Origin of the sequence: Acinetobacter calcoaceticus DSM 30006 = CIP 81.8 (assembly GCF_000368965.1) — a bacterium.
GTDB classification, from domain to species: domain Bacteria; phylum Pseudomonadota; class Gammaproteobacteria; order Pseudomonadales; family Moraxellaceae; genus Acinetobacter; species Acinetobacter calcoaceticus.
Window position 1 is genome coordinate 788104 of record NZ_KB849780.1, and the last position, 25514, is coordinate 813617.

Sequence of the window (25514 nt, forward strand, 5' to 3'; positions counted from 1 at the left end):
ATCCCGTGTTTTATCATTTTGTTTTAAATTAGCTTGATTTTATAAAAATGCAAAGACTTGATAGTCATTCAAATACAAGTTTTACACTCAAGCGTTCAAAAAGCATTCTAATAGTGGTTAAGAACCTAAAGAAAACTTTAGGCTTCTTGCCAGTGCGGATGTTTAAAAAAGAAATGATGCATTTGCTGAGTAGATAATTTCAACTTCCGGTGAGAAGAGTTAAACAAAGCAGGAGTGACGTTGAGTCGGGTTAATGTTGGCAATAAAGATTCATGAAAATCTTTGGGGGTAATTCTTCTTGGTTTGTAATGTGGCCAATGTTCTTTGGCGTAGCGGTGAGCTTGCAATCCATTGAGCCAGAAAGGAAAGATAAAATCTTCATTATCCGATTTAATTGCCCAACCTTGATGAAATAATCCCCAAAGAACTCCGCAGTACATCATGGTTCTTAAAATATAAATCTTAATCATCAAGTCTTTTGAAACCGGTTGTAGATTGCTTAAACTATTCATTGTCAATTTAATGGTTCTTAACTTGTCTTGCTTATTATAGAAAAAATAGATGACATTTCAGTTTAAACAGGTATCAAATCGTAAACAAATATTCCCAGCTAAAGAAAAGACCACCTGAGTAAGACAAAGCGACTAAAACTTTGGTGAAGCGCAAGACAAACGAAGTGCGTAGTGAATTATATTTATAGAAAGTTTTTACAGGCAAAAAAAACGCCACCTGAGCCAGACAAAGCGATTATAGCTTTGGTTGGTGCAAGACAAACGAAGTGCGTAGTAAATTATATTTATAGAAAGTTTTTACAGGCATAAAAAAACGCCACCTAAGTGACGTTTCTTTATGCTTGCATTGTGGCTAACTTTTGCCAATATTGTGCTTTAAGTGAGTCACGTTCAACACGGAAACCTTGATAATACAATTCTGCTAAGAATAGAGCAGCTTTACCGTGCCCAGCGCGAGCAACTTCTTCTAACTGTGTAACTGCATCTTGAAAGTTCATTTGAGAATGAATTGTGTTTACTGCAGTTGCATATACATGTTCTAAATCATGATGAGAGATACGTTGAATCATAGAAAACTCCTTATTGTAATTATGATTACTTTTTTCTAAAGGCCACTGCCTTTAAATTAATTTAACTTAGAATTATTAAACTAATATTACAAATTGATGGATTTGTCAACTATTAGTGCATATCGCTTAGTTCACTATTAGGATACATGATTAAACATTATTCACAAATAATTTTGATTAAAATCAATATGAGAATAAAAGACAAGGAGAATAAAATATGACAAATACAATCGATGGCTTTGTTTTTGATACTCCGCCTAAAGAGGAACAAATCATAGAACTGGCCCATTATCACCGTAAATTATTAGATGAAGCTATCTTTCATCAGGAAATCCATTTAGGGGATTATTGTCTTGCACAGCGCAAAAGGGTATTTGATTTTGCTGGGCATTTGGAACCGACCCAAAAAAACTGGTTTTATCAAGTCTATGATGGGGAGCTTCGAAAAATTGCCGATGAAGATGAGTTGCATCCAGCTGATGCAGAAGAGGGGTTAAGTATTTTTGCCATGTTTTTAGTCTTGGTTATTATTGCGGCAATTTTATACTTTTCTGTCATTCGTTCACTAATAAGTTAAGCATACTATCCAGTAAGGTACGATTATTAACCTTACTGGATGTTTGATCTTGTGCTTATGTGCATTGAACCCTACACTACACTAATTCGAGGTAGGTCATGCTCATATTCAAACAAAATTTTCTTAAATTAAAGTCTGAGTTAAAAGTTGATCAATGTTTTAACCTATTTGTGGTTATTGTCATTGGCTGTATTTTTGTGCTGTCATATTTAGCATTACTTCGGCCTATTAGTCCGGATCAATATCAACGAATTATCCAACTGTCTCATCAGGCGACTTATCCAAGAACTCAAGACATGGCCGAGTTGCTTATAGCTCAGTCGGAAATTCATCGGGCAGAGTATTTAAAGTTAATGCATGCTTACCAATTTGAAGGTGCTCATGTTAAGCAATATCCAGCTCTAGCTCAGGAAGATACTCAGTAAATGAGTGAATAACAGCAAATCTTGTTTTTTCAAAGGTTTTTGAGTGCTATTGCGACAGGCAAAATTTTGAATTTATGCTAAACTTTCTCTTTTTAAACGCGCTGCTTTTCAAGGAATCGGCATGCAACAACAATCGAATATGCAAAATAAATTCTTGATAGATGCTGAGATCGGTGATGACGATGTCACATTACCTAATTTACCTGCTATCGATGTTCCCATCGTTGAATCTCCTGTTAAATCACAAGAAAACATTGAAGTAGCCAAAGTTGAATCGGCTTCAACAGAAACAGCGGTTGAACAACCAAAATCTGGTTTTTTTGGCCGGATGAAAGAAGGTTTAACCAAAACTCGTCGTAATTTCGCTGATGGAATGGTCAATATCCTGATCGGTGGAAAGGAAATTGACGATGAATTACTCGAAGAAGTCGAAGAGCAATTATTGGTTGCAGACATTGGTGTTGAGGCAACTAAAACGATCATTACCAATTTAACAGAGCGAACTGCTCGTGGTGATTTGATCTATTCCCACTCTCTTTATAAAGCTTTACAAGAAGAGTTGGTTGCTTTGTTGGCTCCACGTGTTAAGCCTTTGCATATTGACCCTAACAAATCACCCTATGTGATTTTAATGGTTGGGGTAAATGGTGTTGGTAAAACCACAACTATTGGTAAATTAGCGAAACGTTTGCAAGGTGAAGGTAAAAAAGTAATGTTGGCTGCTGGTGATACATTCCGTGCCGCAGCGACAGAGCAATTACAAATCTGGGGTGAACGTAACGATATCGCTGTTGTAGCCCAAGGTCACGGAGCTGATAGTGCCTCTGTTATTTTTGATGCCTTTGAGAGTGCTCGTGCTAAAGGAATTGATGTATTAATCGCAGATACAGCAGGTCGTTTACATAATAAAAGCAACCTGATGGAAGAACTTAAAAAAGTTAAGCGCGTTATGCAAAAAATTGATGCGACTGCACCTCATGAAATTATGTTAGTAGTAGATGCAGGTACAGGGCAAAACGCGATTAATCAAGTGCAAGAGTTTGACCAAACTGTGGGTTTAACTGGTATTACAATTACCAAGTTAGATGGAACCGCGAAAGGGGGCGTGCTCTTTAATATTGCAAGCCGTACCCATGTGCCAATTCGTTTTATTGGTGTTGGTGAAAAAATTGATGATTTAAGACCATTCTCGGCTAAATCATTTGTCGCTGCGCTGTTTGAAACTGATAAATAATTGGTTGTCAGCAATAAAAAGCTTCACTAAACGGTGAAGCTTTTTTATATGTATATCTTTTTTTTATTGTTGCGAAAATAAAACGAACTGTCATATTTTTAATGCTGATTATAAAAAATGAGTTCAATACACTGTATTCATTCCCAAACAACGGCCCATGGTCAATCAAATAGGTAGGAAATAACAAAATGTCTACTTTCTTAGATAAAATTAAAAACCGTCGTACTATTTATGCAATTGGTAAAAATGTTGCATTAGATCGCACTAAAATTGAAGAGACAATTCGTGAGGCGGTTAAACATAGCCCTTCAGCTTTTAACTCGCAATCTTCACGTGTGGTGACATTATACGGTGAATCTCATGCTAAATTTTGGAATTTAGTTCGTGAAGCATTACGTAAAATTGTTCCTGCAGAAGCTTTTGCGGGTACAAACACAAAAATTGATAGCTTTGTAGCAGGTGCTGGTACGGTTTTATTTTATGAAGACCAAGCTGTTGTTAAAAATTTACAAGAGCAATTCGAATTATATGCAGATAACTTCCCTGTATGGTCTGAACATTCAAGCGCAATTGCTCAATTTGCAACTTGGACTGCGCTGTCAGAGCTTGGTTTAGGAGCATCTTTGCAGCACTATAACCCGATTGTTGATGCCGAAGCAGCTGAAGCATTTGATGTGCCTGCAACTTGGAAATTGCGTGCTCAATTAGTATTTGGTTCAGTTGAAGCACCAGCAGGCGAAAAAGCATTTATTAATGATGCTGATCGTTTCAAAACTTTCAACTAATTGAAAGTTAAAAAGAGCACCTATTTAGGTGCTCTTTTTTTTTTATGTCTTTAGAATTAATAAAAGGACTAAATAAAACGGAAATTGATGAAATTCAATTATATATTTTAAAAATAATAAATCTGAAAATTAGCCAATAACTGCACTGTCATAAAATAGTCACAATCATATTGCATATTGCTCATGATTTAATAGCTTATCAAATACAGAGAAAGAAACAGATGACTTTAAGATTAGGTGTTGCTGCAATTGGTTTATTACTCAGTGGTTCAGTATTTTCAGCAGTTACAATTACAGCACCAGAGGAAATTGTAATCCTTGCGGTAAATGGTCAAGAAGTCAATTCTGGGTTATTTCGTTCATCTAAAAATAACTATAAAGTCGATGCAGGTGAGACTAGCTTAAGCGTGCGTTACCAAGAATATTTTGAACATTTAAATGGCGAGCATGACATTGTGAAATCTGGTGTAGTCACAATTCAAACACCTGCATTGCAAGATGGGAAAACTTACAAGCTTTCGATGGTAGATGTCCCTAAGGACTTTGAAAATGCGAAGAAATATGCTGAACAACCAACAGTTGCTTTGTACAGTGCAAATAATGAATTAATTGTGAAACAAACGGGTGCAAACAATGAAGCAAAACCATGGTTTGCAACTGGCTTGTTGGGTAAAGTAACTGACTTTACGACTAAATCATCTAAACCACAGCCTGAAGCAGTGTATGCATCGGCTAAACCTACTTCTGCTCAAGTTGTTGTGCCAACTCCAACGTCTATGCCAGTAACAGGGGTAGCACAAACGAATGATCAACGGTTAGTTGAAACTTGGCAGAAAGCCTCAAAAGCTGAGCGTCAAAAATTTATGGCTTGGCTAGCTGAACAATCAAATTAATCAATTGCTATTATTTAAAATAAAGCCGATTTAATATCGGCCTTATTTTTAGAATTTTTATAAATAGCCTAAGTATATTTTATGACTAATTTAAATTTCCGTTTAGCTCAATTCGCTGATATTCCACAGCTTGTAGATTTAATTAATAAGTCTTATCGAGAACAATAAGGTAGAAGTTGGACAACTGAGCTTGAGTTTGTAAAAGGGCAACGTATTACAGAGCACCAATTAGAAGAACAGCTACAACTTTCGAATTCGACATTATTGGTAGGGGAAAGTAACTCTTCCAAAATTGTTGCATGCATTGGACTTACATTTGAAAACAATCAGGTTGAGGTTGGGACGTTCTGTACAGATCCTCATGTTCAAAATATGAGAGTGGGTCGTTCTGTTTTAGAATATGCGGAGCAATATGCATTGAAAGAAGTTCCTTGTCTGGTCAATGCCGTAATGTATGTGCTAGATGTACGTTCAGAGTTGATTGCTTATTATGAACGACGTGGATATGTGAAAACGGGTAATGAATAACCATATCCAGTTGAAGCAAATGTAGGGGTGCCAATGGTACCTATTAAATTGATTGAAATGAAAAAAGACCTCAGATGAGGTCTTTTTTGTTTAGGTTAGAAACCAGATGTAATAGCCTAAAAGCATGAGAGGCCATGCTATCAATGGACTAAATAACCATTTCCATAACCAGAAGTTTGGTACAAAACCCACTCCATAAATAAAGCCACCAGAAATACCGATCATCACCAACATGAGTTGACTATGATTGTAGTGTCCGTTTGCATCTAACATGAGTGAAGGGTAAACCAGCAAAATTGCAGCAAGAGGCAATGCCAACAGAAAGGAAAGGGCCATTGCGAATGCTTGAACTTTTCGATGATTTGATGCTGTCATTGCTTTTGCCATGATTTATTCCTCATCTAGATTTTGATGATGTTCGATATAAAGTGCACTGAGTACACCTGCAAAACATGCCATCAAAATGCCAAGGATCCATGCGAAATACCACATTTGCTTCTCCTTAATACAAGCTATGCGAGTTTGACTCGATGTGTTTGTTGGTAATGACGCCCCACATTTTGTAATAAGACCAACTGGTATAGATCAAAATGAGTGGTACAAAAATGCCAGCAGCTACAGTCATAACGCCTAAAGTAAGGTGGCTTGAGACAGCATCCCACATCGTCAAGCTAGAATTAGGATTAATGCTAGATGGCAGTAAGAACGGGAATAGTGCAAAACCTGCGGTTAAAATTGCTCCTACAATCATTAAACTTGTACCAGTGAAACTTAGACCTGCTTTTGCTTTTGAAGCTGCAATAATTGCAATGATTGCGCCTAAGATTGCAAGAACTGGAGCAACTTTAGTAATTGGATAGGTATTGTAGTTGTTCATCCAACCAGGGTTGCTATTGGTAACTACCTCTTTTGCTAAAGGGTTGAGTGCAGCATTTGGATCAATTGCTACTGCATAGCTATAACCGGGTATTTGACCAAAATACAACCAAGCTCCGATAACAAGAAAACAAGCTAAAAATAGCATTGCCATAATCTGGGTTGCTTTTGCAGAGCGTTGCTTTAAAGCATCGTCTGTACGCAACATGAGCCATGCACCGCCATGGGCACAGAGCATTGAAAGGCTGACAATACCGCAAACTAATGCAAACGGATTTAAAAGAGCAAAAAAGCTGCCAGTATATTCAGAGCGTAAAGTGTCATCTAAACCAAAAGGTAAGCCTAGAAACAAATTACCAAAGGCTACACCGAACACAAGAGCTGGTACAGCGCCTCCAATGCATAGGCCCCAATCCCATGAATTACGCCATTTGGTGTTTTCAAGTTTGGAACGATAATCAAAGCCGACTGGTCGTAAGAAAAGGGCGAATAAAACCAGTAGTAATGCCCAATACATACCAGAGAAAGCTACAGCATATACCATTGGCCATGCAGCAAATAATGCACCGCCTGCTGTAATAAACCAAACCTGATTGCCATCCCAGTGAGGAGCGATCGTGTTAATGGCCGCACGTCGTTCGTTATCGGTTTTTCCAACGAAAGGCATGAGAGCCATGGAACCCATATCGAAACCGTCAGTGAGAGCAAAGCCGATCAGAAGTACACCAACTAACACCCACCAAATGATTTTTAATAGTTCATATTCAATCATGATAAGGCCTCCCCATTAACAGCTGCTTTTGGTTCTTGCTTTTCAAAATGATATTTACCAGTGTGCAGAGAGCTTGGCCCTAGACGAGCAAACTTGATCATTAAGTACATTTCAATAATTAAAAGTGCGGTATAGAACGCTGCTAGTGCAAGAATCGAACCCCATACATCCCCACTACTTAAACTAGACGTAGATAGGTGTGTTGGTAAAATTTCACCAATAGACCAAGGTTGGCGACCACCCTCAGCTACATACCAACCAGTTTGCGCAGCGATCCAAGGAAGTGGCAGAGCAAACAATGCATATTTAAGTAGCCAAGGCTTATTTTCAGCATTTCTTTTTGCTACAGCCCAAGTTGCTAAAATGAAAAGTAATAGCATCAAGAAACCAGAGGCAACCATTGCTCGGAAAGAGAAAAATAGTGCTGTAACATTTGGAACAGTATCTTTTACAGCAGCTTTAATACTTTGCTCATTTGCATCAACTACATTTGGTGCATATTTCTTAAGAAGTAGGCCATAACCTAAATCTTTTTGATTTTTTTCAAATGAAGCTAATAACTCTGGTGAGCGATCACCTGCACGTAGTTTTTCAAGTTCAGCATAGGCAAGCATACCGTTGCGAATACGAACTTCGTGCTGCTGCATGAGATCTTTAAGCCCAGTAACTTCTTTGGTTGTTGAACGGGTTGCAATTAAACCTAATGCATATGGAATTTTAACTGCATAATCTGTCCGCATTTCTTCATGGTTCGGTATACCAAATAAAGTAAATGGAGCTGGAGCAGGGTGAGTATCCCATTCAGCTTCAATTGCAGCCAGTTTGGTTTTTTGAACATCACCTAATTCATAGCCAGATTCATCACCGAGTAAAATTACTGAAAGTGTAGATGCAAGACCGAAAATTGCAGCAATTGCAAATGAACGACGGGCGAAAGGAAGATCACGTTTTTTAAGCAAGTAGTAGCTTGAGATGGCAAGAACAAAAATTGCACCAGTTACATAACCCGCTGATACAGTGTGAACGAATTTAACCTGAGCCACAGGGTTGAAAATAAGTGCGCCGAAATCGACTAATTCCATACGCATCGTTTCAAAGTTAAATGCAGCACCTACCGGGTTTTGCATCCATCCATTCGCCACTAAAATCCAGAGTGCTGACATGTTAGAACCGAGCGCAACTAACCAAGTTACACCTAGATGTTGGACCTTAGTTAAACGGTCCCATCCAAAGAAGAACAAACCAATAAAGGTCGACTCAAGGAAGAATGCCATAAGGCCTTCAATTGCTAATGGCGCACCAAAAATATCACCTACATAATGTGAGTAATAAGCCCAGTTTGTTCCAAACTGAAATTCCATGGTTAAGCCAGTCGTTACCCCTAACGCAAAGTTAATACCAAATAATTTTCCCCAAAATTTAGTCATATCTTTGTAAATTTCTTTACCGGAAATGACATAGGTGGTTTCCATGATGGCAAGGATAAATGCCAAACCTAAAGTTAAAGGGACGAAAAGAAAGTGATACATTGCGGTCATTGCAAATTGAAACCGCGAAAGATCAACCACGCTTTCAGAAATCATCAACGTGTCTCCTTAATGTTGGAAATGTTATCGCCAGCAATATGCTCGGCGACCTGATTGTCAAAATTTTTGGGGATGGTGGGAGCATCAAACCAAATATGTTTAATCGTTAAAAGAAGCACTATTTTTATTATTAAAATAATGGTGATTTCTTTAATTAAACGACTATTAAGATTTTGAAAATTAAGGCTCATTAATTAAACCTCATTTGATATTAATTTTATTATTAATCAAAATATAATAAAAATAAACAATAAATATATTTTAAATGGATATTTAAATAATTAATTAATAAAAAACAAATATTTATTATTTAAAAAATAATACTATACTAAAATAGTTTGAATTGATTATTAATTCCTACTAAAACACTTGTAAATAAAATTATTAAGTTGATTAAAATAGTTTGTTTTAAATTTAATTCCGACTAAAATGGTTGTATATAATATTTGTTCATTTTATTTCTAACTAAAATAGTCGGAATAATAAATAATTAATTAAAAAAGAAAATAATAAAATAAGGCCGTAATAAAGCCTGCAAAAAAGCAATAATGGATTAGAAGAATTATTAAGGATTAATCGGGTGCGAAAAGATCGTTTGAGATAGAGATTTTTTTGGCTACATAATGGCTTTTATGTACTTTGACAAGAATGACTTGGGAATATAATTCGAGTTCACCATATTCTGGTTCTACTTGAACATAGTGAAGTTGACCAAATTCATCACGTACGCGTGCTTGAGCAGAAAAACCTGGTCTGGCATTACCACTGGAAATAGTCGCTAATCGCCCTAAAAGGTTATAGTTGGTATGTGTAAGCTTCGGCTTAATCACTTGGTCAAGGCAGTGAATCATGAACACAGTAAAAAAGATTGCGATTACAAGTGCTGGGACGATTAAATAGAATGGTGAAATAAAATAATGCTGTATTGCGAAGAAAGAGAGTTGTAAAAAGTAACCTGCATAACTGAAATTGATGAGTAAAAAAACGAAAATTAGAGCTTTAGAAAATTTAACATTAAGTAGTGGTGAGTTAGAAAGCCAATCCGGTGCAATTTTTTTAAGTAACTGACTTGGACGCAGTCCAATATACATACCAATGGTTTCTACCACGCTGAGCAATATCAAAGCCACTACACTTAAGTGAAATGGCATAAGATAATAATTGAAAAAGAAATCAGCCATGGCAGAAACTCTAATGTTTATAGCTTCAGTCTACGATATAGATACCGCCATCTGAATGTACTTTAAGCTCAACTTTATTTAAAAAATCACCTAAACATGGTCCTGAAATACATTCGCCTGTTTCCACAGTAAATAAAGCACCATGAGTAGAGCACTGGATGTATTCTTGGTCTTGATCGAGAAATTGATTTTCTAAATATTCAAGCTCAGTTTGTAGGTGAGGGCATAAATTCTGATAAGCATAGAATGCGCCGTCACGTTGCGTAACGAAAATAGTAGTTCCTTGTAAAGTGTCAAAAGCTCTAGCTTCACGCTCAGGAACTTCTTCCGTCATACAGATCCTTTCCATTTTAAGCACATTCCTTCTGAAAATTTTCAAGAAGTTTAGCATAATCATTTACAGCTAAACGTGGTCCGAATTGAGAGACTACTTCACTCGAAATTAAGATGGCTAACTGAGCCGCAGCATTCAAATCTTGGTGATGGTTGAGGGCATAAAGGAACGCGCCTGCAAATGCATCGCCTGCACCATTTGTATCCACTGCTTCAACATGACGTCCCGCAACATGAAAATGTTGAGTTGGGTTAGAAACTAATGCACCTTTGGCACTTTGTGTAATGACTACGGTATGATTTTTAAAACGTAATTGAGCAAGAGCATCTTCTACAGACGTTGTATTTGTATACATTAAGGCTTCTTGTTCATTACAAAATAGTAAATCTACGCCATCATCCATAAGTTCTTCCAAGCCTTCACGAGCGTATTGCACCATGGCAGGATCTGAAAGAGAGAGGGCAATTTTAACGCCATTTGCTTTTGCAATTTCTCTTGCTTGTTTTACAGCTTTACGAGCCGTTTCACTTGTAGAAAGATAACCTTCAATATAAAGCCACTTTGCTGTTTTTAATGGTTCAAAGTCGATTTGATCTTGAGAAAGTTCAGCAGTAATACCCAAATAGGTGTGCATCGTGCGTTCAGAGTCAGGGCTAATTAATACCATACAGGTACCGGTTACGCCTTCACTGATCGATTTGGGGGTAGTCTTAATGCCAGCTTCATTTAGGCCTTGTAGGTAAACTGTCCCTAAATCGTCATGACCAACACGGCAACCATAAAAAGCAGTTCCACCTAATGCACTAAAGGCCACAGTTGTGTTTGCTGCTGAACCACCACTCGCTTGACCCTTGTAGTCTTGATGCTGTTTCAACTCTGAATAAAGAGCAGATTGAGTGTCTCCATCGGACAACTGCATTGTGCCTTTTTGCAAGCCTTGTTGACTAAGAAAATCATCAGACACTTTAAATTCTTGGTCGATTAATGCATTACCAATTGCAAAAAGATCTACAGTTGCCATAAGTGTTGTCACAAAATAAAAAAATCAGGTAGCTAAGTTTACACCATTGCTTGGATTTGCTGTAGTTTGTTGAATAAAATTCAGTTAATTCAAAGATAAGTGGGGAGCTATTGTTGTTTGAGTATTCTTTAGATCAGTTTTTAGTACAAAAAATTGATGAGTTACCAGAGCAAATTATTGAATTAAGTTTAGTTTCTCAGAATGAGGGTTTTAGATTTATCAATAGATTGATAGATGAATATCAATCTGGTAAAAATTGTTTTGATCAAGAAGGAGAGGCTCTATTTGGTATTCAGCAGAATGAAAAAATAATTGCTATTGGCGGAATTAATGCTACTGAAGATATAGGAATAGGTTGCTTAAGGCGTTTTTATGTACATCCTGAATATAGACGACAGGGTGTGGGTGAATTATTACTTAGATCTGTAGAAGAGCATACTAAAAAATATTTTAATGAAATAGTTTTATATACAGACACTCATAGAGCAGCTGCTTTTTATAAGAAAATGGGGTATTCCGAGACAAATATGCCGAATAGTAATTTTTCTAAAAAAATGAAATGATATTTTTGATATTTAAAATCTAATCGTAAGTTAAGTATGCCTTTGAAACTAAATAACCTATTCATCGGAATTACTTTGTTTAGGGGCTTGGTGGGGCAAATGACTCAAATTGATGGGCTTTTTTATTTATTGCATCGCATATACATAGAATTAAGATGTTTTGTTCTGTTAGGATAAACATTCATGGCTATGTGCTTGATATCAAAGCTGTGCCTCTGAAAACTAATACTCAACAAAAACATAGTATTTTACTTGGCTTTTGTTCGCCAATCTCAAGCTGACTCAGGCTATAATGAGACTTATTCACTTATTCGATATTTTAGGAGATCACATGACTGTAGATGTCACTGAAACCATTTCTCAAACTGTTCACCCTGCGTTTCAGTTGCTACGTCAGCACCATGTAGAAGCATTAGATATTTTAGTGTCTGAATATAAGCATAAAGTCACAGGTGCGGTGCATTATCACTTGGCAACTGACTATGATGAAAATGTATTTCTTGTTGCTTTTAGAACACAACCTATGGACTCTAAAGGCACTGCGCATATTTTAGAGCATACAGCTTTGTGTGGATCTGAAAAGTTTCCGGTACGTGATCCGTTCTTTTTAATGATTCGTCGTTCTTTAAATACTTTCATGAACGCATTTACAGCAGCAGATTGGACCGCATATCCATTTGCTACTCAAAATAAAAAAGATTTCCAAAATTTACTTTCTGTTTATCTTGATGCGGCATTTGCTGCCAACTTGAATCCACTTGATTTTGCTCAAGAAGGTATTCGCATTGAACTTGAAAATGAGCAACCTGTTTATAAAGGTGTCGTTTTTAATGAAATGAAGGGTGCAATGAGTGCGCCGTCTGACCAACTTTATCATCAGTTGGCTCATCATTTATTTCCTGAAACGACCTATCATTACAATTCAGGCGGTGACCCGAAAGATATTCCTGATTTAACGTATGAGCAGTTAGTCGATTTTTATAAGGTACATTACCACCCAAGTAATGCGGTGTTTATGACTTTCGGGAATCAAACAGCTTATGAATTACAAGAGCAATTTGAAAAACTAGCTCTAAATAAGTTTTCTGCGGGTACAACTTTATATTCTAAGCCTGAAAAACGTTTAGCTGCGCCAATTGAAGTAACAGAAAATTATGGCGTTGATAGTGATGATTTAAAAGATAAAACTTATCATGTCTTATCTTGGTTATTACCCGAAGCAAATGATGTTAAATTACGTTTGGGAATGCGTTTAGTTGAAGGAATTTTATTAGAAAATTCAGCTTCACCACTGCGCCATTATTTAGAAACGTGTGGATATGCTCAATCCACTGGTCCATTAATGGGTGTAGACGACAGTAACTTTGAAATGACGTTCTATTGTGGTGTTCAAGGTTCAAACCCTGAGCATGCTGAAACCTTTAAAGATGGCGTTTTAAATATTTTAAGTGATGTCGCTGCCAAACCAATTGATAGCGATTTAGTCGATGCAATTTTACATCAAATTGAATTACATCAACGTGAAATCAATGGTGATGGTACACCATATGGTTTAAGTCTAATTCTAAATGGCTTAAGTGGCGCAATTCACCATAATGACCCAATTCAAATTTGGGATGTTGATAGCGCAATTGCACAAGTTAAAGAAGAGTTGAAAGACCCAATGTGGTTATCAAATCTAATTCAAACACATTTGCTAGACAACCCACATCGCGTACAGATGACTCTAGTTCCAGACCCAACTAAGTCTGTAAAAGAGCAAGAGGCAGAAAAAGCACGTTTAGCTGCTATTGGTGAAAAACTAACAGATGCTGATAAGGCTGAAATTATCGCTAATACCAAGGCTCTAGAGGAGCGTCAGGATACTCCAGATAACCTTGAACTATTACCAAAAGTAGGCTTGGAAGATGTACCTGCTGACTTGCATATTGTGCAGGGTCAATTGCGCGAGATTCTTTGCAATCGCATGGATACGCCATTGAATTTGTATCATGCTGGTACGAATGGTATTTACTATCAACAAGTCCTCATTCAGATTCCTGAAGATATTGTAATGTCTCCTTATTTCAATTTGCTCTCTATTTTAATGGGTGAAGTTGGAGCAGGTGAATATGATTATCTTGAACTACAAAACTTACAAACTGCTGTAAGTGGTGGTTTGGGTATGGGTGCTTCTTTACGTAGTAAAGTCGACGATAAAGATAAAATCAGTGCTTGGTTAACATTAACGACTAAATCTTTAACTCAAAAAAATGATGCAATTCATTTATTAAAGTTAGCATTTGAACAGCTTCGTTTTGATGAGAAAGAGCGCATTATTGAGTTATTGCAACAGCGTAAAACACGTTGGCAATCTCGGTTGTCTGGCGCAGGTCATAGTTATGCAATGCAAATTGCATCACGTAATATGAGTGCCTTGGCTCAACGTGACTATCAAAACACTGGTTTGGGTGCATTAAATTGGTTGGGTGAGCTTGTTGCTAAAATTACCCAAGATGATGCAGCTTATGATGAGCTGATTGCGGAATTAAAGCGCATTCATCGTAAATTGTTGCAAGCGCCTAAACAGTTCTTACTTGTATGTGAAGAACATCAGTCTGAGCGTTTGGTTGAAGAAATCCAAAATGTTTGGGATAAACTAAACGTTGATGCAACTGCAACAGAGTTAACTCACGTAGAACAAACAAATGATAATAATCATGAAGCATGGTTAATTCAGGCAAATGTTCAGTTCTGTGCTTCTGCTTATCAGGCTGTCGATGTATCGCATCCAGATGCGGCTCCCTTAATGGTCTTGGCAGCTTATTTACGTAATGGATTCTTACACAGTGCCATTCGTGAAAAAGGCGGTGCATATGGTGGCGGAGCAAGTTATGATGGGAATGCATGTTCATTCCGTTTCTATAGTTACCGTGACCCACGTTTAGCAGAAACTTTCAAAGACTTCGAAGCAAGTGTGCAATGGTTATTAAATACGGAACAACAGCCTTATCAGCTTGAAGAAGCGATTCTTGGACTCGTTGCAAGTATGGATAAACCAGGTTCACCAGCCGGTGAGGCGATTACAGCATGTTATGCATTGTTGCATGCAAGAACACCAACTTTCCGCCGTATCTTACGTGAGAGATTGTTGCATGTAACATTAGAGGATTTACAACGTGTTGCTCGTCAATATTTAGTTGAGCAAACTCCTGTAAAAGCTGTAGTTGCGCCATTTGCAAAACGCGATGAATTGCAGCAATTAGGTTTTACCATTCAACAAGTTAATTAAAATAAAAATTGGAGATGAACATGGCGTTCATACAATTTGAACGCACATCTTTACAGCTAAGCATGGGAATCGTGCTTAGCTGTTTGTGTGCGTCTGTGACATATGCTGACACCTTGGCACCTGTAACCCCTGCGACAGTAGATGCATGTGTTGCTCTTGCTTCGAATGCCGATCGTCTGGCTTGTTATGACTCTGTATTTAAACCAGCAGCTTTACCAGTTACTCAAGCTGCGGCTGTACCAGAGCCTGTTAAAAAAATTGATGCACCTGCTGTTCCACCTGAAACCTTTAAAGAGAAGGTGGTAGATACAGTGAGTAATATCAAAATAATTGGTAAAGCACCAAAACTTGAACCTACTACTTCTTTACTAGATCAACGTTGGGAGTTGTCTGAAAAAAGTAAACTAGGGGTTTGGAATATTCGTGCTTATCAACCAGTCTATTTGTTGCCTGTATTCTGGACCAGTGACAAAAATGAGTTACCACATAGTCCGAACCCAAACAATACGGTGACAGAAGATCAAAATCTGAAGTCAACAGAAAGTAAGTTTCAGATTTCTTTAAAAACTAAAGCTTGGGAAAATATTTTTGGCAACAATGGCGATTTGTGGGTAGGTTATACACAATCTTCACGTTGGCAGACATTCAATGCTGAAGAGTCTCGTCCTTTCCGCGAAACGAATTATGAACCTGAAGCAAGTTTAATGTTTAGAACGAACTATGAATTGCTTGGTCTAGATGGTCGTTTGCTTGGAGTCACTTTAAATCACCAATCAAATGGTCGTTCAGATCCATTATCTCGTAGCTGGAACCGTGTAATCTTTAATGTGGGGTTAGAGCGCGGTAACTTTGCTTTAATGCTTCGTCCGTGGGTGCGCATTGAAGAAGACAGCAAAGACGATAATAACCCGGATATGGAAAATTACATCGGTCGTGGTGATTTAACAGCATTTTATAAGTGGAAGGAAAATGACTTCTCTTTAATGCTGCGTCACTCTTTGAAAGGTGGTGATGATTCTCATGGTGCTGTTCAATTTGATTGGGCTTTTCCAATCAGTGGCAAACTGCGTGGACACTTCCAGCTGTTTAATGGTTATGGTGAAAGTTTAATTGACTATAATCATCGAGCAACTTACGCGGGATTGGGTGTTTCACTCATGAATTGGTACTAAGTCTTTACTTATAAAAATGCCGCTTTTATAGCGGCATTTTTATTATCCAATTTGAATGTTGGCTTGAGGATGTTTGAGTCGACTTTTTTTAGGAGTGGCAATTAAATAGGCCAGAGTTAATGGACCAAGTCGCCCAGCAAACATCAGTAAGCTTAGGACGAATAGACTACCGTTATGTAACTCAGGCGTGATTCCACGAGAAAGCCCCACAGTACAAGCTGCTGAAACAACCTCAAACAGCAAGTTCATAAAGTCTGTTTTAGGTTCTAAAAGCAAAATAATAAAGAATCCCATGAAAATGAGTATGCTCGTAATTGCAGTTACAGCTAAAGCTTTATAAGTGGTTTCATGTGCGACTGAATGATTAAATATTCGAATTTCATCTGTGCGCCGTAAAAATGAAATAACACTGAGCACTAAAATTACAAAGGTTCCAACTTTAATTCCACCTGCTGTACTGAGTGAACCGCCACCAATAAACATAAGCAACATCATGACTAAGGAACTGCTGTTGGTCATTGAACCTGTATCAATGGTATTAAAACCTGAAGATCTCGGAACAGTGGCTTGAAACCAAGCATTTAATGCTTGATCACCAATACTGAGCATTCCTAGGGTATGAGGATTTTGAGCTTCTAAAACCCATATTAAAATAAATGCAATAAGGTTAATAACTGCAATAGTCGTGAGAATAAGCTTGCTATTTGGAGTGAGTTTTTTCCATTTTTTATTTTGTTTAATGTCCATTAAAACCAAAAAGCCAAGGCCACCTAAGGTGTAAAGTATGCTAATGGTTATACAAATCAGGTAGTTACTTTGGAAATTTATTAAGCTATTGGAAAATAATGAAAAACCAGCATTGTTAAATGAAGAAATACTATAAAAAACTGCATAATATAGTCCACGCGCAAAGCCGTAAGTCGGTGTAAAAGCAGTAGTGAGAATAATCGTACCAATAAGCTCAAAAATAAGAGTATAAGTTACAACCCCTTTAGCTACAAAAGTAACTTTCGATAGGCTTGTTTGTCCGAGACTATCTTGTGCCATCATTTGCTGCTTAAGGCCAACTTTAGGTGACAAACTTAGTGCTGCCAATATTGCAAAAGTCATAAAACCCAATCCACCAGATTGAATCAGCAATAAAATAATAGTTTGCCCGAACAGGGTAAAAGACTCATGAATATTTAAAACAGATAGGCCGGTGATTGTGACTGCTGAGGTTGCTGTAAAGAGCGCATCCATCCAGCTCACATCACCTGTATTGGCAAACGGCAGTTTTAGTAATAACGTGCCAAAAATAATAAAGCCCAGAAACCCCAGTGCTAAGAGTGAAGGAGGGCTTAAATTTAATGTTTTATGGGGCTTGGGATATATAGACATATTCTAGATTTCTTTTCTTATATGAAGCAATTAGAAAGTTTCTTTAACTGCGGTAAATGACCTTCTAAAATAAGAATATCATGAGTTTGCAAGGTGAAACTGTCTTCGGTCTCAAACAAAATTTGCTGCTGTCTTTTTAAGAGTAACGTTTTGACTTGTGGTGCTTGCTGCATAATGCCATATAAGTTAATGCCATTAAGTTTTTCAGGAATTTCAATTTTAATAATGTAGTGGTCATCGTCCAGGGACATATAACGACTCACCATTGGATAGTTTAGGGCTTGAGCAACGCGTACCCCCATATCTTCTTCAGGATGAATAATTTTATTGATATTGAGATGCGACAAAATGGTGTGATGAGCTTTGGTTTTTGCTTTTACCCAAATCTTGTCCATACCTAAATTTTTTAAATTCAGGACACATAAGATACTTGCTTCAATATCTTCACCAATTGCTACAACAACTGCATCACAATTTTGAATATTAAGTTCATCAAGTACATGTTCGTCGGTCGCATCGGCAATGACGGCATGGGTTAAAACGTTGGCAAGATTTTCAACATTCTTTTTTACCGTATCAATGCCAATAACATCATGATTTAATTTTGTGAGCTCTTGAGCAACAGTTGCTCCGAAACTCCCTAAGCCAATGACTGCAAACTGTGCCATGTTGGTCCTTGTTTCCTGATTAGACGTTTATTTTTAAGGATATTTTCTTTGAGATAAAGAGAGGCAATGTAAATATGATGCAAATATTAAAATAATTATATGAATAAGCCGACAAATTTGTCGGCTTATTCATCAAAATCAAAGATTATTTTAAGAAACGTTTGTAGCCGACATTATTCGTAATTTCTGCATACGGATAGCTAATCTGCTCAAGAGTTTCAATTAATCCATCTGGATTTTGTTTCGCATCGGTCGCTTGTAAGCCGACTAATACACGTCCTTCTGCCGCACCGTGGTTACGGTAATGGAACAACGTAATATTATGGGTTGGGCCTAAACGAGTTAAGAAGGTTAAGAGGGCACCTGGACGTTCAGGGAACTCAACGCGGAACAATCTTTCATCGTCCAGATTTGCATGACCGCCAATCAAATAACGAATGTGTAATTTGGCAACCTCATCATCAGATAGATCATCTACCACATAATTTTGTTGCTTCAATTGTTCTAAAATTTCATGGCGCTCAGCATCGCCGCCTTTTAAGCTAATACCAACAAAGACTTGCGCTTCTTCTGTGTTGTTTGCTCGGTAGTTGAACTCGGTAATATTACGGCCCTGTAAAGCGCGACAGAAGCCTAAGAATGCGCCTTTTTCTTCTGGTAGTGTCACCGCATAAATGGCTTCACGCTGTTCACCTAACTCGGTACGCTCAGCAATATAACGTAGACGGTCAAAATTCATATTGGCGCCACATACAATCGACACAATATTTTTATTGCTGATTTTATGTTCGGTAATATATTTTTTGATGCCAGCGAGGGCCATCGCACCTGAAGGCTCAACAATACTGCGGTTTTCGTCGAAGGTATCTTTAATTGCCGCACAGATTTCATCTGTATTTACAGTCACAATCGCTGGGTCAACAATAGGACCAGAATTATCAGACTTACGTAGACGAATAATATCAAATGGCAAAGCACCGATTTGTGCAACAGCTGTACCATCTGCAAACAAGCCTACATGCGGCAAGATTACACGTTCATTTGCTTCTAAGGCTGCTTTTAAACACGCAGATTCTTCATATTCAACACCAATAATTTTCACATGAGGTGCAACTTCACCAAGGTAAGCCGCTACGCCTGAAATAAGGCCACCACCACCTACAGCAACAAACACATATTCTACATCACGCCATTGACGTAATATTTCATTTGCAATTGTACCTTGACCAGCAATGACAAGTTCATCGTCATAAGGTGGAATAAATACAAGGCCTTCAACTTCGGCACGTTGTTGCGCATATTTATTTGCTATATCGAAACTATCGCCATGTAATACAACTTGACCGCCTAAGCGCTTAACTGCTTGAACTTTAATGTCAGGAGTCGTGCTTGGCATGACAATAATCGCTGGAATTCCTAAACGTTGACCTGATAATGCTACGCCTTGAGCATGGTTACCAGCAGATGCACAAATTACCCCACGTTCGAGTTGTTCTTTAGGTAATTGGCTAATACGGTTATAGGCACCGCGTAATTTAAAAGAAAAAACAGGCTGTAAATCTTCACGTTTAAAACGAATAATATTATTTAATTTTTGACTAATTCGTGGAGCTGCTTCGAGAGGTGTTTCAATTGCAACATCATAAACCGTTGCTTGTAAAATTTGTCGTACCACACGAGACAGCATGTTCATCTTCCCTATAACAGTTTAAAATAGGAAGTTATTGTAGCAAACCCCTGTGCATTTGCGCCGATTATTGGTGCATAAATGTCAAAAAATAGTTGAGTGATGTCATGAGTCTATATGCAACCCAAGATGAAAAGAAACAAGCTGCTGCGAAAGCTGCTTTAAAACACTTACCCAAAGGTGGCATTTTGGGGGTTGGGACTGGAAGTACAGTAAACTTTCTAATTGATTTATTGCCTGAATTGCAATTAGAAGCTGCTGTGGCAAGTTCTCAAGCAACTGCCGATCGCCTTAAAAAATTAGGCATTGAAGTTGTAGATATGAATCATGTAGGTGGTTTAGATGCCTATGTTGATGGTGCAGATGAGATTGACCGTCATATGCATATGATTAAAGGCGGTGGTGCTGCATTAACACGTGAAAAAATTGTAGCTTCAATTGCTAAGAAATTTGTTTGTATTGTTGATGATTCAAAGTGGGTTGATCAACTTGGTCGTGATTTTCCACTCCCAGTTGAAGTCATTCCAATGGCTCGTTCGGCAGTTGCTCGTAAACTAGTGGCTTTAGGTGGTGATCCGGTTTATCGCGAAGGCGTCGTAACAGATAACGGTAATGTGATTTTGGATGTATTTAATCTTAATATTTTAAATGCGATTGATGTAGAAAAAACCATTAATAACATTCCAGGTGTTGTGACTAATGGTATTTTCGCTTTAAACCCAGCAACGATTGCAATTGTTGCAACAAATAACGGTATTGAAGAGCGTACAGCACAGTAATGTCTGCAAAAATGCCAGAGATTAAAATCGTTCGACACGTAAGGGCAAGAAAATTGCGCTTACGTGTTGAGCCAGCTTCAATACGCCTGACAGTTCCTTTGTTTTGTAGTAAGAATCAAATTCAACTTTTTTTAGCACAATCTGAGCAATGGTTGATCGAAACTTGGAATAAGCAACAACACGTTCAATCTAATTCGCTTGAGATTCCTTCAGAAATTTATTTTTTTAATAAAGAGCAACCATTTCAAGTTATTGTTCAAAAGCAACATCGTGTTTTCCAACTTGATTGGGAAAATAACTGTCTATTTATTAAAGATACGCAGCCATATTTGGCGTTGCAAAGTGCAGTTATTGCTTTTGCAAAACAAGAATTACCAAAGCTTTTAAACGATTTAAGTGAGCAAACTCGTCTAAATTACAGCGAATGTTCAATCCGCCGTCCCAAAACTCGTTGGGGAAGTTGTAGTAGTCAGCATAATATTATGCTGCATGCAGGTTTGGTGCTCATGCCACATGAGATTGCTCGCTATGTTGCTATTCATGAGTTAGCGCATACTAAACATTTTGATCATAGCCCTGCATTTTGGGCAGAAGTTGAAAAATACGATCCATATTTTCAAAGACACCGCAGACAACTTAAATCAAATCCGTTGCCTGCATGGTGGTATGTCTCAAATTAACTAAAACTACATTCTAATTGTGGGGTTTGTAAGTTATCTGGTGCTTTTCGGCTATCTAGACCTGCTTTGGCACTCACAATTTTATTTGCTTTAATCGATAATTGTATAAAGTTGTATTGCTGCGTTGAGTTATTTGGTTCGGCTGAACTTGAGTTCAGTAAATAACTTAAGCTTGCAGCATCTGTTTGCAATAGATTATCTGTACTATCAGCGCTTAAAGCAGAGCGATAAGTCTGTGATCCTTTAATAAGTTCGATTTGACCATTCGCACGGAAATTAAGTTGGCAACCTGTTGCAGTGTCTTCATAGTGACCTACTAAATAGTCTGTAGCTGGTAGTTTGGGGTCGGACAGATTAATGCTAGTCAAACCTTGTTTGCAAGGATATGCAGAACCGTTACAGGTCGCTGTAATACCGCTAAAACCTACAGCACGACGATAATCACCAGCCCCATCTATACGGAAAAAGTCAGTTGTATTTCCGGCAGGTACGACTCCTGAATATAGTTTCTTTTGCAGTAGATCATAGCCTGTTTGATCTAAACTGGATTGGTTTTGGGTATCTGCCAATTTTAAAGTAGCGGCTTTTAAATTGGTTGCAAAAGAATCACGTGTTGTTTTTTGATTAGCTGCGATATCTAACAGTGTATTTTTAACTGGATCAATATTATCTGGAGCAGATGTGAAAATAGGGGTAAAAGTCGTTTGATCCCCATGAAGTTTTTTCCCATCTAAAAAGCCATCTTTTAAATCGGTTGCCAAACTTTTAATGAGTTCTTGGTATGTAGTTACTCCGCTATGAAAAGTTGACCAATGTTGTAAGTAGCCAAAGCTAAGATAACTATCTACATATGTACTAGGTTTTTTAGTTGAGTACTGCAATAAAGTTAAAACCGTAAGGGGATTGGCTGGACTTAAACTTGGAATGTCGGCATCTTTGAACGCATTAAGAAGAGATCTATAAACGTCTTGAGAAGCTAAATCCACATGCAATTGCTCAATGCGTGTTGGGTCAATCGTCTCTTGAGGAAGTTGTCCTGAACGTATAACAGCGCGTTGGTAAATTGCTTCACTGCTTGGACTTACGGATAGGGTTCTGCCACTTACACTGTTCGGTGTAATAAACGCATGATAAATACCAGAGAAATTTTGGTATGTTGAAGTAATTGGATCAAATACTTGAGATGAATTTTGAGTCGTAATTTCTACACGATATAAACGATTCAATTTAGCGGTAGGAATTTTGACATTAAAGCTGTTTAAACTTGCAATTGAAGTATCTACCAAAACAGAGTTAGTGGTGTTGTCATATACTTTGAGTTGAATATTACGCATTTCTACAGGAGATTTAAGAGTAACATCAGTCGTTGCCTCTGGAGTAGGATCAATGGGTGTTGGAGTGCTTGGTGAGTTGCCACTACTACTGCCTCCACCTCCGCAACCTACAAGTAGTGCACTTAAAATTAAGGTGCTCAAGCCAAGGTAAGTGTGTAATTTTGTTTCTTTTGATTGATGAAGCATCCTAGCTCTCCAAAATTAAATCTGATATTTATTTGCTGATATTTGTTTAGTTATGACAGTTGAATAAGTGCTATCTAATTGTCGCTAAAATTAAAAAAATTAAAATTACCAAGCATGAAATGGTTTTGTAAGCTTGGACATCCTGTCATACTACTGCACAAGTATAGATTCAAAAATTGAGGTAATGCACGTGATTTCTGTCGGAATTGTTGGTGGAACGGGTTATACAGGCGTTGAACTATTACGTATTTTATTACGACATCCTAAAGCGCAGGTTCGAGTTCTTACTTCACGTACAGAAGCGGGCAAACCAGTTGCAGACATGTTCCCTAATTTACGTGGACATACTGATCTTCAATTTTCAGATTTAAATATTGATGATTTAAAAAAGTGTGATGTTGTGTTTTTTGCGACTCCTCACGGTGTTGCTATGCAACATGCAAAAGAATTGATTGCGGCTGGCACAAAAGTTATTGATTTGGCTGCTGATTTTCGTTTACAAAATCTTGAGCAGTTTGAGAAATGGTATGGCATGGAACATGCTTGCCCAGACGTTCTGGAAAACTCAGTATATGGTTTGGCTGAACTAAACCGCGAAAAAATTAAACAGGCGCAAGTGATTGGTAACCCTGGTTGCTACCCGACTACTGTTCAATTGGGTTTGGCTCCACTTTTGAAATCAGCACAAGCATTGATTGAAACAAAAAATATTATTATTGATGCGAAATCAGGTGTTTCAGGAGCAGGCCGTAAAGCAAGCTTAGGCATGATCTATAGCGAAAATGCTGATAACTTCAAGGCCTATGGGGTTGCGGGTCACCGTCACCACCCAGAAATTGTTGAAGCATTAGAAAATATTGCGGGGCAAAAAGGTGGCTTTGAAGGGCTCTTGTTTGTTCCTCATTTAGTTCCAATGATTCGCGGTATGCTCAGCACAATCTATGTCGATTTGACAGAAGCTGGAAAACAAACGGATATTCAGGCATTGTATGAGCACTTTTATGCAAATGAAAAATTTGTTGATGTGATGCCTGCTAACAGTTCGCCTGAAACACGTAGTGTGCGCGGTGCGAATGAGCTTCGTATTGCTTTATATAAGCCGCAGCCGAATAAACTTATTATTCTTGCGGTACAAGATAACCTTGTGAAGGGTGCATCTGGTCAAGCTGTACAAAATATGAACCTTATGTTCGGCTTTGATGAAGATGAAGGCTTACAAGGGATTGGTTTATTACCATAAAAAACTCTTTTTTGCTTCACACACATTTAAATTTCGATTTAAATGTGTGTCTTGACTCTGATCTTAAACACTGAGATGACGATGCAAAACTCTGGACAGACGACTTCAGCAGAAAGTTCGTTGCAAAAGAAAAAATTTTTAAATACCAATAAACCTTTGTTTATTGGTGCGGCTATTTTAATGAGTGGTTGTCTTGCGCTCGGCTACACAATTGGTCACCGTCAAGGTCTAACTGTTGTAGGTTACGATGCAGATGCAGAGCAATTAGTTGAAGTGGTGCAAAAGCAAAAAACAGCTTTGGATGCGGTTAATAAAAGCCTGAATGCTGCGGTACAAGAGCGTGATGTTGCTGTAACAAATGCAAATGATCTGTTTGAAGCCCTTAATCAGGCCAATGCTGATAAAACGCAGCAAGAAGGTATGAGTAATATCTACCGTGATATCTTGAGGCAGCGCGGTGGTCTAAGCTTGACGATTCAAAATTTGGCGATCAAACCTCTGCCTGAAAATGCTTATGAATATCAGTTAGATTTAGTGCAGGTGAGCCCAAGCAAGCGCCGTGCTTCAGGATCGATTGAGATAAGACTCATTAAAGATACAGAAGTTTTGGTTGTGCCACTTGAGGCTAAAAACTTTAACTTTACTGATTTTGAGCGTTTAACAGGTCGTTGGACGATGCCTAAAGGTTTTATACCTCAATTTATTGAGGTACGTTTAACAGGCGGTTCTGATACACCAGTTATTAAACGTTTTAGTTGGCAGCGCGGTAAACCTGTCGAAACATCTTCTGCTTTTGTGGCAGAAATTCCTCAAGCTGAAGCAAATTCACAATAGTAACATCCTATGCGAACAAATAAGCGTCAAACAAACTTAAAAGATATCAAGGCTTCTTTTCAGCAGTCTGGTTATGTCGATTGGCACTTCCATCCACGCTTAAGTGATTCGCAAAACGAAGATCATGACGGAGAGGTTGTTGTACAAACAGCACCTCCTGAACTCAAGCGTCCGCCGTTATATGCAGTCGTCTTAATGAATGACGATTACACGCCAATGGACTTTGTAATTGAAATTTTACAACAATACTTTGCAATGAATCTTGACCAAGCAACTCAAGTAATGCTAACAGTACACTATGAAGGTAAAGGTATTGCTGGGGTATATCCAAGAGACATCGCGGAAACCAAAGCAAACCTTGTTAATAATTACGCTCGATCGCAAGGTCATCCATTACTTTGCCAGATTGAGCCTAAAGCATAAGGGG

The 25514-nt window shown here is 37.9% G+C and carries 27 protein-coding genes and 1 pseudogene; 14 read left to right on the top strand and 14 right to left on the bottom strand.

Annotated features, from left to right (window positions below; genetic code table 11):
* Window positions 1-137: 137 nt before the first annotated feature.
* Window positions 138-512: a DUF2750 domain-containing protein gene (locus tag F936_RS08630; protein WP_005040064.1), complete on the bottom strand. Its 375-nt coding sequence runs from the start codon at window positions 510-512 to the stop codon at window positions 138-140.
* A 335-nt stretch (window positions 513-847) separates the two neighbouring features.
* On the bottom strand, window positions 848-1081 hold the full coding sequence (locus F936_RS08635; RefSeq protein ID WP_003652111.1) for an SEL1-like repeat protein: 234 nt from the start codon (window positions 1079-1081) through the stop codon (window positions 848-850).
* A gap of 217 nt (window positions 1082-1298) precedes the next feature.
* Between F936_RS08635 and F936_RS08640 the strand changes: the two genes are divergently transcribed.
* The 6 genes and pseudogenes from F936_RS08640 to F936_RS08665 all read left to right on the top strand — a co-directional run bounded on the left by F936_RS08640 (window position 1299) and on the right by F936_RS08665 (window position 5601).
* Window positions 1299-1658, top strand: coding sequence for a hypothetical protein (locus F936_RS08640; protein ID WP_005046658.1), 360 nt, complete (start codon window positions 1299-1301; stop codon window positions 1656-1658).
* A gap of 98 nt (window positions 1659-1756) precedes the next feature.
* Complete coding sequence (locus tag F936_RS08645) at window positions 1757-2083, top strand: hypothetical protein (RefSeq protein ID WP_003652108.1); 327 nt, start codon at window positions 1757-1759, stop codon at window positions 2081-2083.
* Window positions 2084-2204: 121 nt separating this feature from the next.
* Window positions 2205-3317 (top strand): signal recognition particle-docking protein FtsY, encoded by a 1113-nt coding sequence (gene ftsY / locus F936_RS08650; protein ID WP_005046659.1) that lies wholly within the window; start codon window positions 2205-2207, stop codon window positions 3315-3317.
* 188 nt (window positions 3318-3505) lie between these two features.
* Complete coding sequence (locus tag F936_RS08655) at window positions 3506-4102, top strand: nitroreductase family protein (protein WP_004643073.1); 597 nt, start codon at window positions 3506-3508, stop codon at window positions 4100-4102.
* A 221-nt stretch (window positions 4103-4323) separates the two neighbouring features.
* The gene (locus tag F936_RS08660; protein ID WP_003652104.1) at window positions 4324-4995 is read left to right on the top strand and encodes a YccT family protein; all 672 of its coding nucleotides are present in this window, start codon (window positions 4324-4326) and stop codon (window positions 4993-4995) included.
* An 81-nt stretch (window positions 4996-5076) separates the two neighbouring features.
* Window positions 5077-5601: pseudogene (locus tag F936_RS08665) on the top strand (GNAT family N-acetyltransferase).
* 12 nt (window positions 5602-5613) lie between these two features.
* Here F936_RS08665 and F936_RS08670 read toward each other — a convergent pair.
* From F936_RS08670 to F936_RS08705, 8 genes are all read right to left on the bottom strand, one after another.
* Window positions 5614-5913 (bottom strand): cyd operon YbgE family protein, encoded by a 300-nt coding sequence (locus tag F936_RS08670; RefSeq protein ID WP_080547604.1) that lies wholly within the window; start codon window positions 5911-5913, stop codon window positions 5614-5616.
* Window positions 5914-6015 carry a cytochrome bd-I oxidase subunit CydX gene (gene cydX, locus F936_RS18750; RefSeq protein ID WP_000270276.1) on the bottom strand — a complete coding sequence of 34 codons (102 nt, stop codon included), beginning with the start codon at window positions 6013-6015 and terminating at the stop codon, window positions 5914-5916. It lies immediately after the preceding gene.
* Between the two features lie 10 nt (window positions 6016-6025).
* Complete coding sequence (cydB, locus tag F936_RS08680) at window positions 6026-7171, bottom strand: cytochrome d ubiquinol oxidase subunit II (protein WP_003652099.1); 1146 nt, start codon at window positions 7169-7171, stop codon at window positions 6026-6028.
* Window positions 7168-8754, bottom strand: coding sequence for a cytochrome ubiquinol oxidase subunit I (locus tag F936_RS08685; protein ID WP_005046665.1), 1587 nt, complete (start codon window positions 8752-8754; stop codon window positions 7168-7170). Before F936_RS08685 ends, cydB begins: the two co-directional genes overlap by 4 nt.
* On the bottom strand, window positions 8754-8948 hold the full coding sequence (gene cydP / locus F936_RS08690) for a cytochrome oxidase putative small subunit CydP (RefSeq protein WP_003652097.1): 195 nt from the start codon (window positions 8946-8948) through the stop codon (window positions 8754-8756). The genes F936_RS08685 and cydP overlap by 1 nt, the downstream gene beginning before the upstream one ends.
* Window positions 8949-9329: 381 nt before the next feature.
* Window positions 9330-9938, bottom strand: a complete 609-nt coding sequence (locus F936_RS08695) for an OB-fold-containig protein (RefSeq protein WP_003652096.1) — start codon at window positions 9936-9938, stop codon at window positions 9330-9332.
* A gap of 25 nt (window positions 9939-9963) precedes the next feature.
* Window positions 9964-10272, bottom strand: coding sequence for a Rieske (2Fe-2S) protein (locus F936_RS08700; protein ID WP_003652095.1), 309 nt, complete (start codon window positions 10270-10272; stop codon window positions 9964-9966).
* A gap of 16 nt (window positions 10273-10288) precedes the next feature.
* Window positions 10289-11293: an adenosine kinase gene (locus F936_RS08705; RefSeq protein WP_005046667.1), complete on the bottom strand. Its 1005-nt coding sequence runs from the start codon at window positions 11291-11293 to the stop codon at window positions 10289-10291.
* 113 nt (window positions 11294-11406) lie between these two features.
* Between F936_RS08705 and F936_RS08710 the strand changes: the two genes are divergently transcribed.
* The 3 genes from F936_RS08710 to F936_RS08720 all read left to right on the top strand — a co-directional run bounded on the left by F936_RS08710 (window position 11407) and on the right by F936_RS08720 (window position 16299).
* A complete protein-coding gene (locus F936_RS08710; protein ID WP_005046669.1) occupies window positions 11407-11856 on the top strand; it encodes a GNAT family N-acetyltransferase in 450 nt (149 codons plus the stop codon).
* 331 nt (window positions 11857-12187) lie between these two features.
* Window positions 12188-15127: an insulinase family protein gene (locus F936_RS08715; protein ID WP_005046671.1), complete on the top strand. Its 2940-nt coding sequence runs from the start codon at window positions 12188-12190 to the stop codon at window positions 15125-15127.
* Between the two features lie 20 nt (window positions 15128-15147).
* A complete protein-coding gene (locus F936_RS08720) occupies window positions 15148-16299 on the top strand; it encodes a phospholipase A (RefSeq protein WP_005046672.1) in 1152 nt (383 codons plus the stop codon).
* A gap of 42 nt (window positions 16300-16341) precedes the next feature.
* Here F936_RS08720 and F936_RS08725 read toward each other — a convergent pair whose 3' ends face one another.
* The 3 genes from F936_RS08725 to ilvA form a co-directional block, all read right to left on the bottom strand.
* The gene (locus tag F936_RS08725; protein ID WP_005046673.1) at window positions 16342-17679 is read right to left on the bottom strand and encodes a TrkH family potassium uptake protein; all 1338 of its coding nucleotides are present in this window, start codon (window positions 17677-17679) and stop codon (window positions 16342-16344) included.
* Between the two features lie 17 nt (window positions 17680-17696).
* Window positions 17697-18347 carry a potassium channel family protein gene (locus F936_RS08730; protein ID WP_003652089.1) on the bottom strand — a complete coding sequence of 217 codons (651 nt, stop codon included), beginning with the start codon at window positions 18345-18347 and terminating at the stop codon, window positions 17697-17699.
* Window positions 18348-18492: 145 nt separating this feature from the next.
* Complete coding sequence (gene ilvA, locus F936_RS08735) at window positions 18493-20040, bottom strand: threonine ammonia-lyase, biosynthetic (RefSeq protein WP_171061263.1); 1548 nt, start codon at window positions 20038-20040, stop codon at window positions 18493-18495.
* Window positions 20041-20141: 101 nt separating this feature from the next.
* On the opposite strand from ilvA, the gene rpiA reads away from it, so the two are divergent.
* Together rpiA and F936_RS08745 are read left to right on the top strand one after the other, a co-directional pair.
* Window positions 20142-20813 carry a ribose-5-phosphate isomerase RpiA gene (gene rpiA, locus F936_RS08740; RefSeq protein ID WP_003652085.1) on the top strand — a complete coding sequence of 224 codons (672 nt, stop codon included), beginning with the start codon at window positions 20142-20144 and terminating at the stop codon, window positions 20811-20813.
* Window positions 20813-21493, top strand: coding sequence for a YgjP family zinc-dependent metalloprotease (locus F936_RS08745; RefSeq protein WP_005046677.1), 681 nt, complete (start codon window positions 20813-20815; stop codon window positions 21491-21493). The genes rpiA and F936_RS08745 overlap by 1 nt, the downstream gene beginning before the upstream one ends.
* Here F936_RS08745 and F936_RS08750 read toward each other — a convergent pair.
* The gene (locus F936_RS08750) at window positions 21490-23013 is read right to left on the bottom strand and encodes a hypothetical protein (protein ID WP_005046681.1); all 1524 of its coding nucleotides are present in this window, start codon (window positions 23011-23013) and stop codon (window positions 21490-21492) included. The genes F936_RS08745 and F936_RS08750 overlap by 4 nt on opposite strands.
* A gap of 184 nt (window positions 23014-23197) precedes the next feature.
* Here F936_RS08750 and argC point away from each other — a divergent pair, with 184 nt between their 5' ends.
* The 3 genes from argC to clpS all read left to right on the top strand — a co-directional run bounded on the left by argC (window position 23198) and on the right by clpS (window position 25510).
* Complete coding sequence (gene argC / locus F936_RS08755) at window positions 23198-24253, top strand: N-acetyl-gamma-glutamyl-phosphate reductase (RefSeq protein ID WP_017388248.1); 1056 nt, start codon at window positions 23198-23200, stop codon at window positions 24251-24253.
* A 75-nt stretch (window positions 24254-24328) separates the two neighbouring features.
* Complete coding sequence (locus F936_RS08760) at window positions 24329-25087, top strand: DUF6776 family protein (RefSeq protein WP_080595394.1); 759 nt, start codon at window positions 24329-24331, stop codon at window positions 25085-25087.
* Window positions 25088-25096: 9 nt separating this feature from the next.
* On the top strand, window positions 25097-25510 hold the full coding sequence (clpS, locus tag F936_RS08765) for an ATP-dependent Clp protease adapter ClpS (protein WP_002121129.1): 414 nt from the start codon (window positions 25097-25099) through the stop codon (window positions 25508-25510).
* Window positions 25511-25514: the final 4 nt, after the last annotated feature.

What these genes read in the sequence shown, in the direction of transcription:
- F936_RS08630 (WP_005040064.1), bottom strand. Translation starts at nt 512, where the DNA reads ATGAATAGTTTAAGCAATCTACAACCGGTTTCAAAAGACTTGATGATT.
- F936_RS08635 (WP_003652111.1), bottom strand. Translation starts at nt 1,081, where the DNA reads ATGATTCAACGTATCTCTCATCATGATTTAGAACATGTATATGCAACT.
- F936_RS08640 (WP_005046658.1), top strand. Translation starts at nt 1,299, where the DNA reads ATGACAAATACAATCGATGGCTTTGTTTTTGATACTCCGCCTAAAGAG.
- F936_RS08645 (WP_003652108.1), top strand. Translation starts at nt 1,757, where the DNA reads ATGCTCATATTCAAACAAAATTTTCTTAAATTAAAGTCTGAGTTAAAA.
- ftsY (WP_005046659.1), top strand. Translation starts at nt 2,205, where the DNA reads ATGCAACAACAATCGAATATGCAAAATAAATTCTTGATAGATGCTGAG.
- F936_RS08655 (WP_004643073.1), top strand. Translation starts at nt 3,506, where the DNA reads ATGTCTACTTTCTTAGATAAAATTAAAAACCGTCGTACTATTTATGCA.
- F936_RS08660 (WP_003652104.1), top strand. Translation starts at nt 4,324, where the DNA reads ATGACTTTAAGATTAGGTGTTGCTGCAATTGGTTTATTACTCAGTGGT.
- cydX (WP_000270276.1), bottom strand. Translation starts at nt 6,015, where the DNA reads ATGTGGTATTTCGCATGGATCCTTGGCATTTTGATGGCATGTTTTGCA.
- cydB (WP_003652099.1), bottom strand. Translation starts at nt 7,171, where the DNA reads ATGATTGAATATGAACTATTAAAAATCATTTGGTGGGTGTTAGTTGGT.
- F936_RS08685 (WP_005046665.1), bottom strand. Translation starts at nt 8,754, where the DNA reads ATGATTTCTGAAAGCGTGGTTGATCTTTCGCGGTTTCAATTTGCAATG.
- cydP (WP_003652097.1), bottom strand. Translation starts at nt 8,948, where the DNA reads ATGAGCCTTAATTTTCAAAATCTTAATAGTCGTTTAATTAAAGAAATC.
- F936_RS08695 (WP_003652096.1), bottom strand. Translation starts at nt 9,938, where the DNA reads ATGGCTGATTTCTTTTTCAATTATTATCTTATGCCATTTCACTTAAGT.
- F936_RS08700 (WP_003652095.1), bottom strand. Translation starts at nt 10,272, where the DNA reads ATGACGGAAGAAGTTCCTGAGCGTGAAGCTAGAGCTTTTGACACTTTA.
- F936_RS08705 (WP_005046667.1), bottom strand. Translation starts at nt 11,293, where the DNA reads ATGGCAACTGTAGATCTTTTTGCAATTGGTAATGCATTAATCGACCAA.
- F936_RS08715 (WP_005046671.1), top strand. Translation starts at nt 12,188, where the DNA reads ATGACTGTAGATGTCACTGAAACCATTTCTCAAACTGTTCACCCTGCG.
- F936_RS08720 (WP_005046672.1), top strand. Translation starts at nt 15,148, where the DNA reads ATGGCGTTCATACAATTTGAACGCACATCTTTACAGCTAAGCATGGGA.
- F936_RS08725 (WP_005046673.1), bottom strand. Translation starts at nt 17,679, where the DNA reads ATGTCTATATATCCCAAGCCCCATAAAACATTAAATTTAAGCCCTCCT.
- F936_RS08730 (WP_003652089.1), bottom strand. Translation starts at nt 18,347, where the DNA reads ATGGCACAGTTTGCAGTCATTGGCTTAGGGAGTTTCGGAGCAACTGTT.
- ilvA (WP_171061263.1), bottom strand. Translation starts at nt 20,040, where the DNA reads ATGAACATGCTGTCTCGTGTGGTACGACAAATTTTACAAGCAACGGTT.
- rpiA (WP_003652085.1), top strand. Translation starts at nt 20,142, where the DNA reads ATGAGTCTATATGCAACCCAAGATGAAAAGAAACAAGCTGCTGCGAAA.
- F936_RS08745 (WP_005046677.1), top strand. Translation starts at nt 20,813, where the DNA reads ATGTCTGCAAAAATGCCAGAGATTAAAATCGTTCGACACGTAAGGGCA.
- F936_RS08750 (WP_005046681.1), bottom strand. Translation starts at nt 23,013, where the DNA reads ATGCTTCATCAATCAAAAGAAACAAAATTACACACTTACCTTGGCTTG.
- argC (WP_017388248.1), top strand. Translation starts at nt 23,198, where the DNA reads ATGCACGTGATTTCTGTCGGAATTGTTGGTGGAACGGGTTATACAGGC.
- F936_RS08760 (WP_080595394.1), top strand. Translation starts at nt 24,329, where the DNA reads ATGACGATGCAAAACTCTGGACAGACGACTTCAGCAGAAAGTTCGTTG.
- clpS (WP_002121129.1), top strand. Translation starts at nt 25,097, where the DNA reads ATGCGAACAAATAAGCGTCAAACAAACTTAAAAGATATCAAGGCTTCT.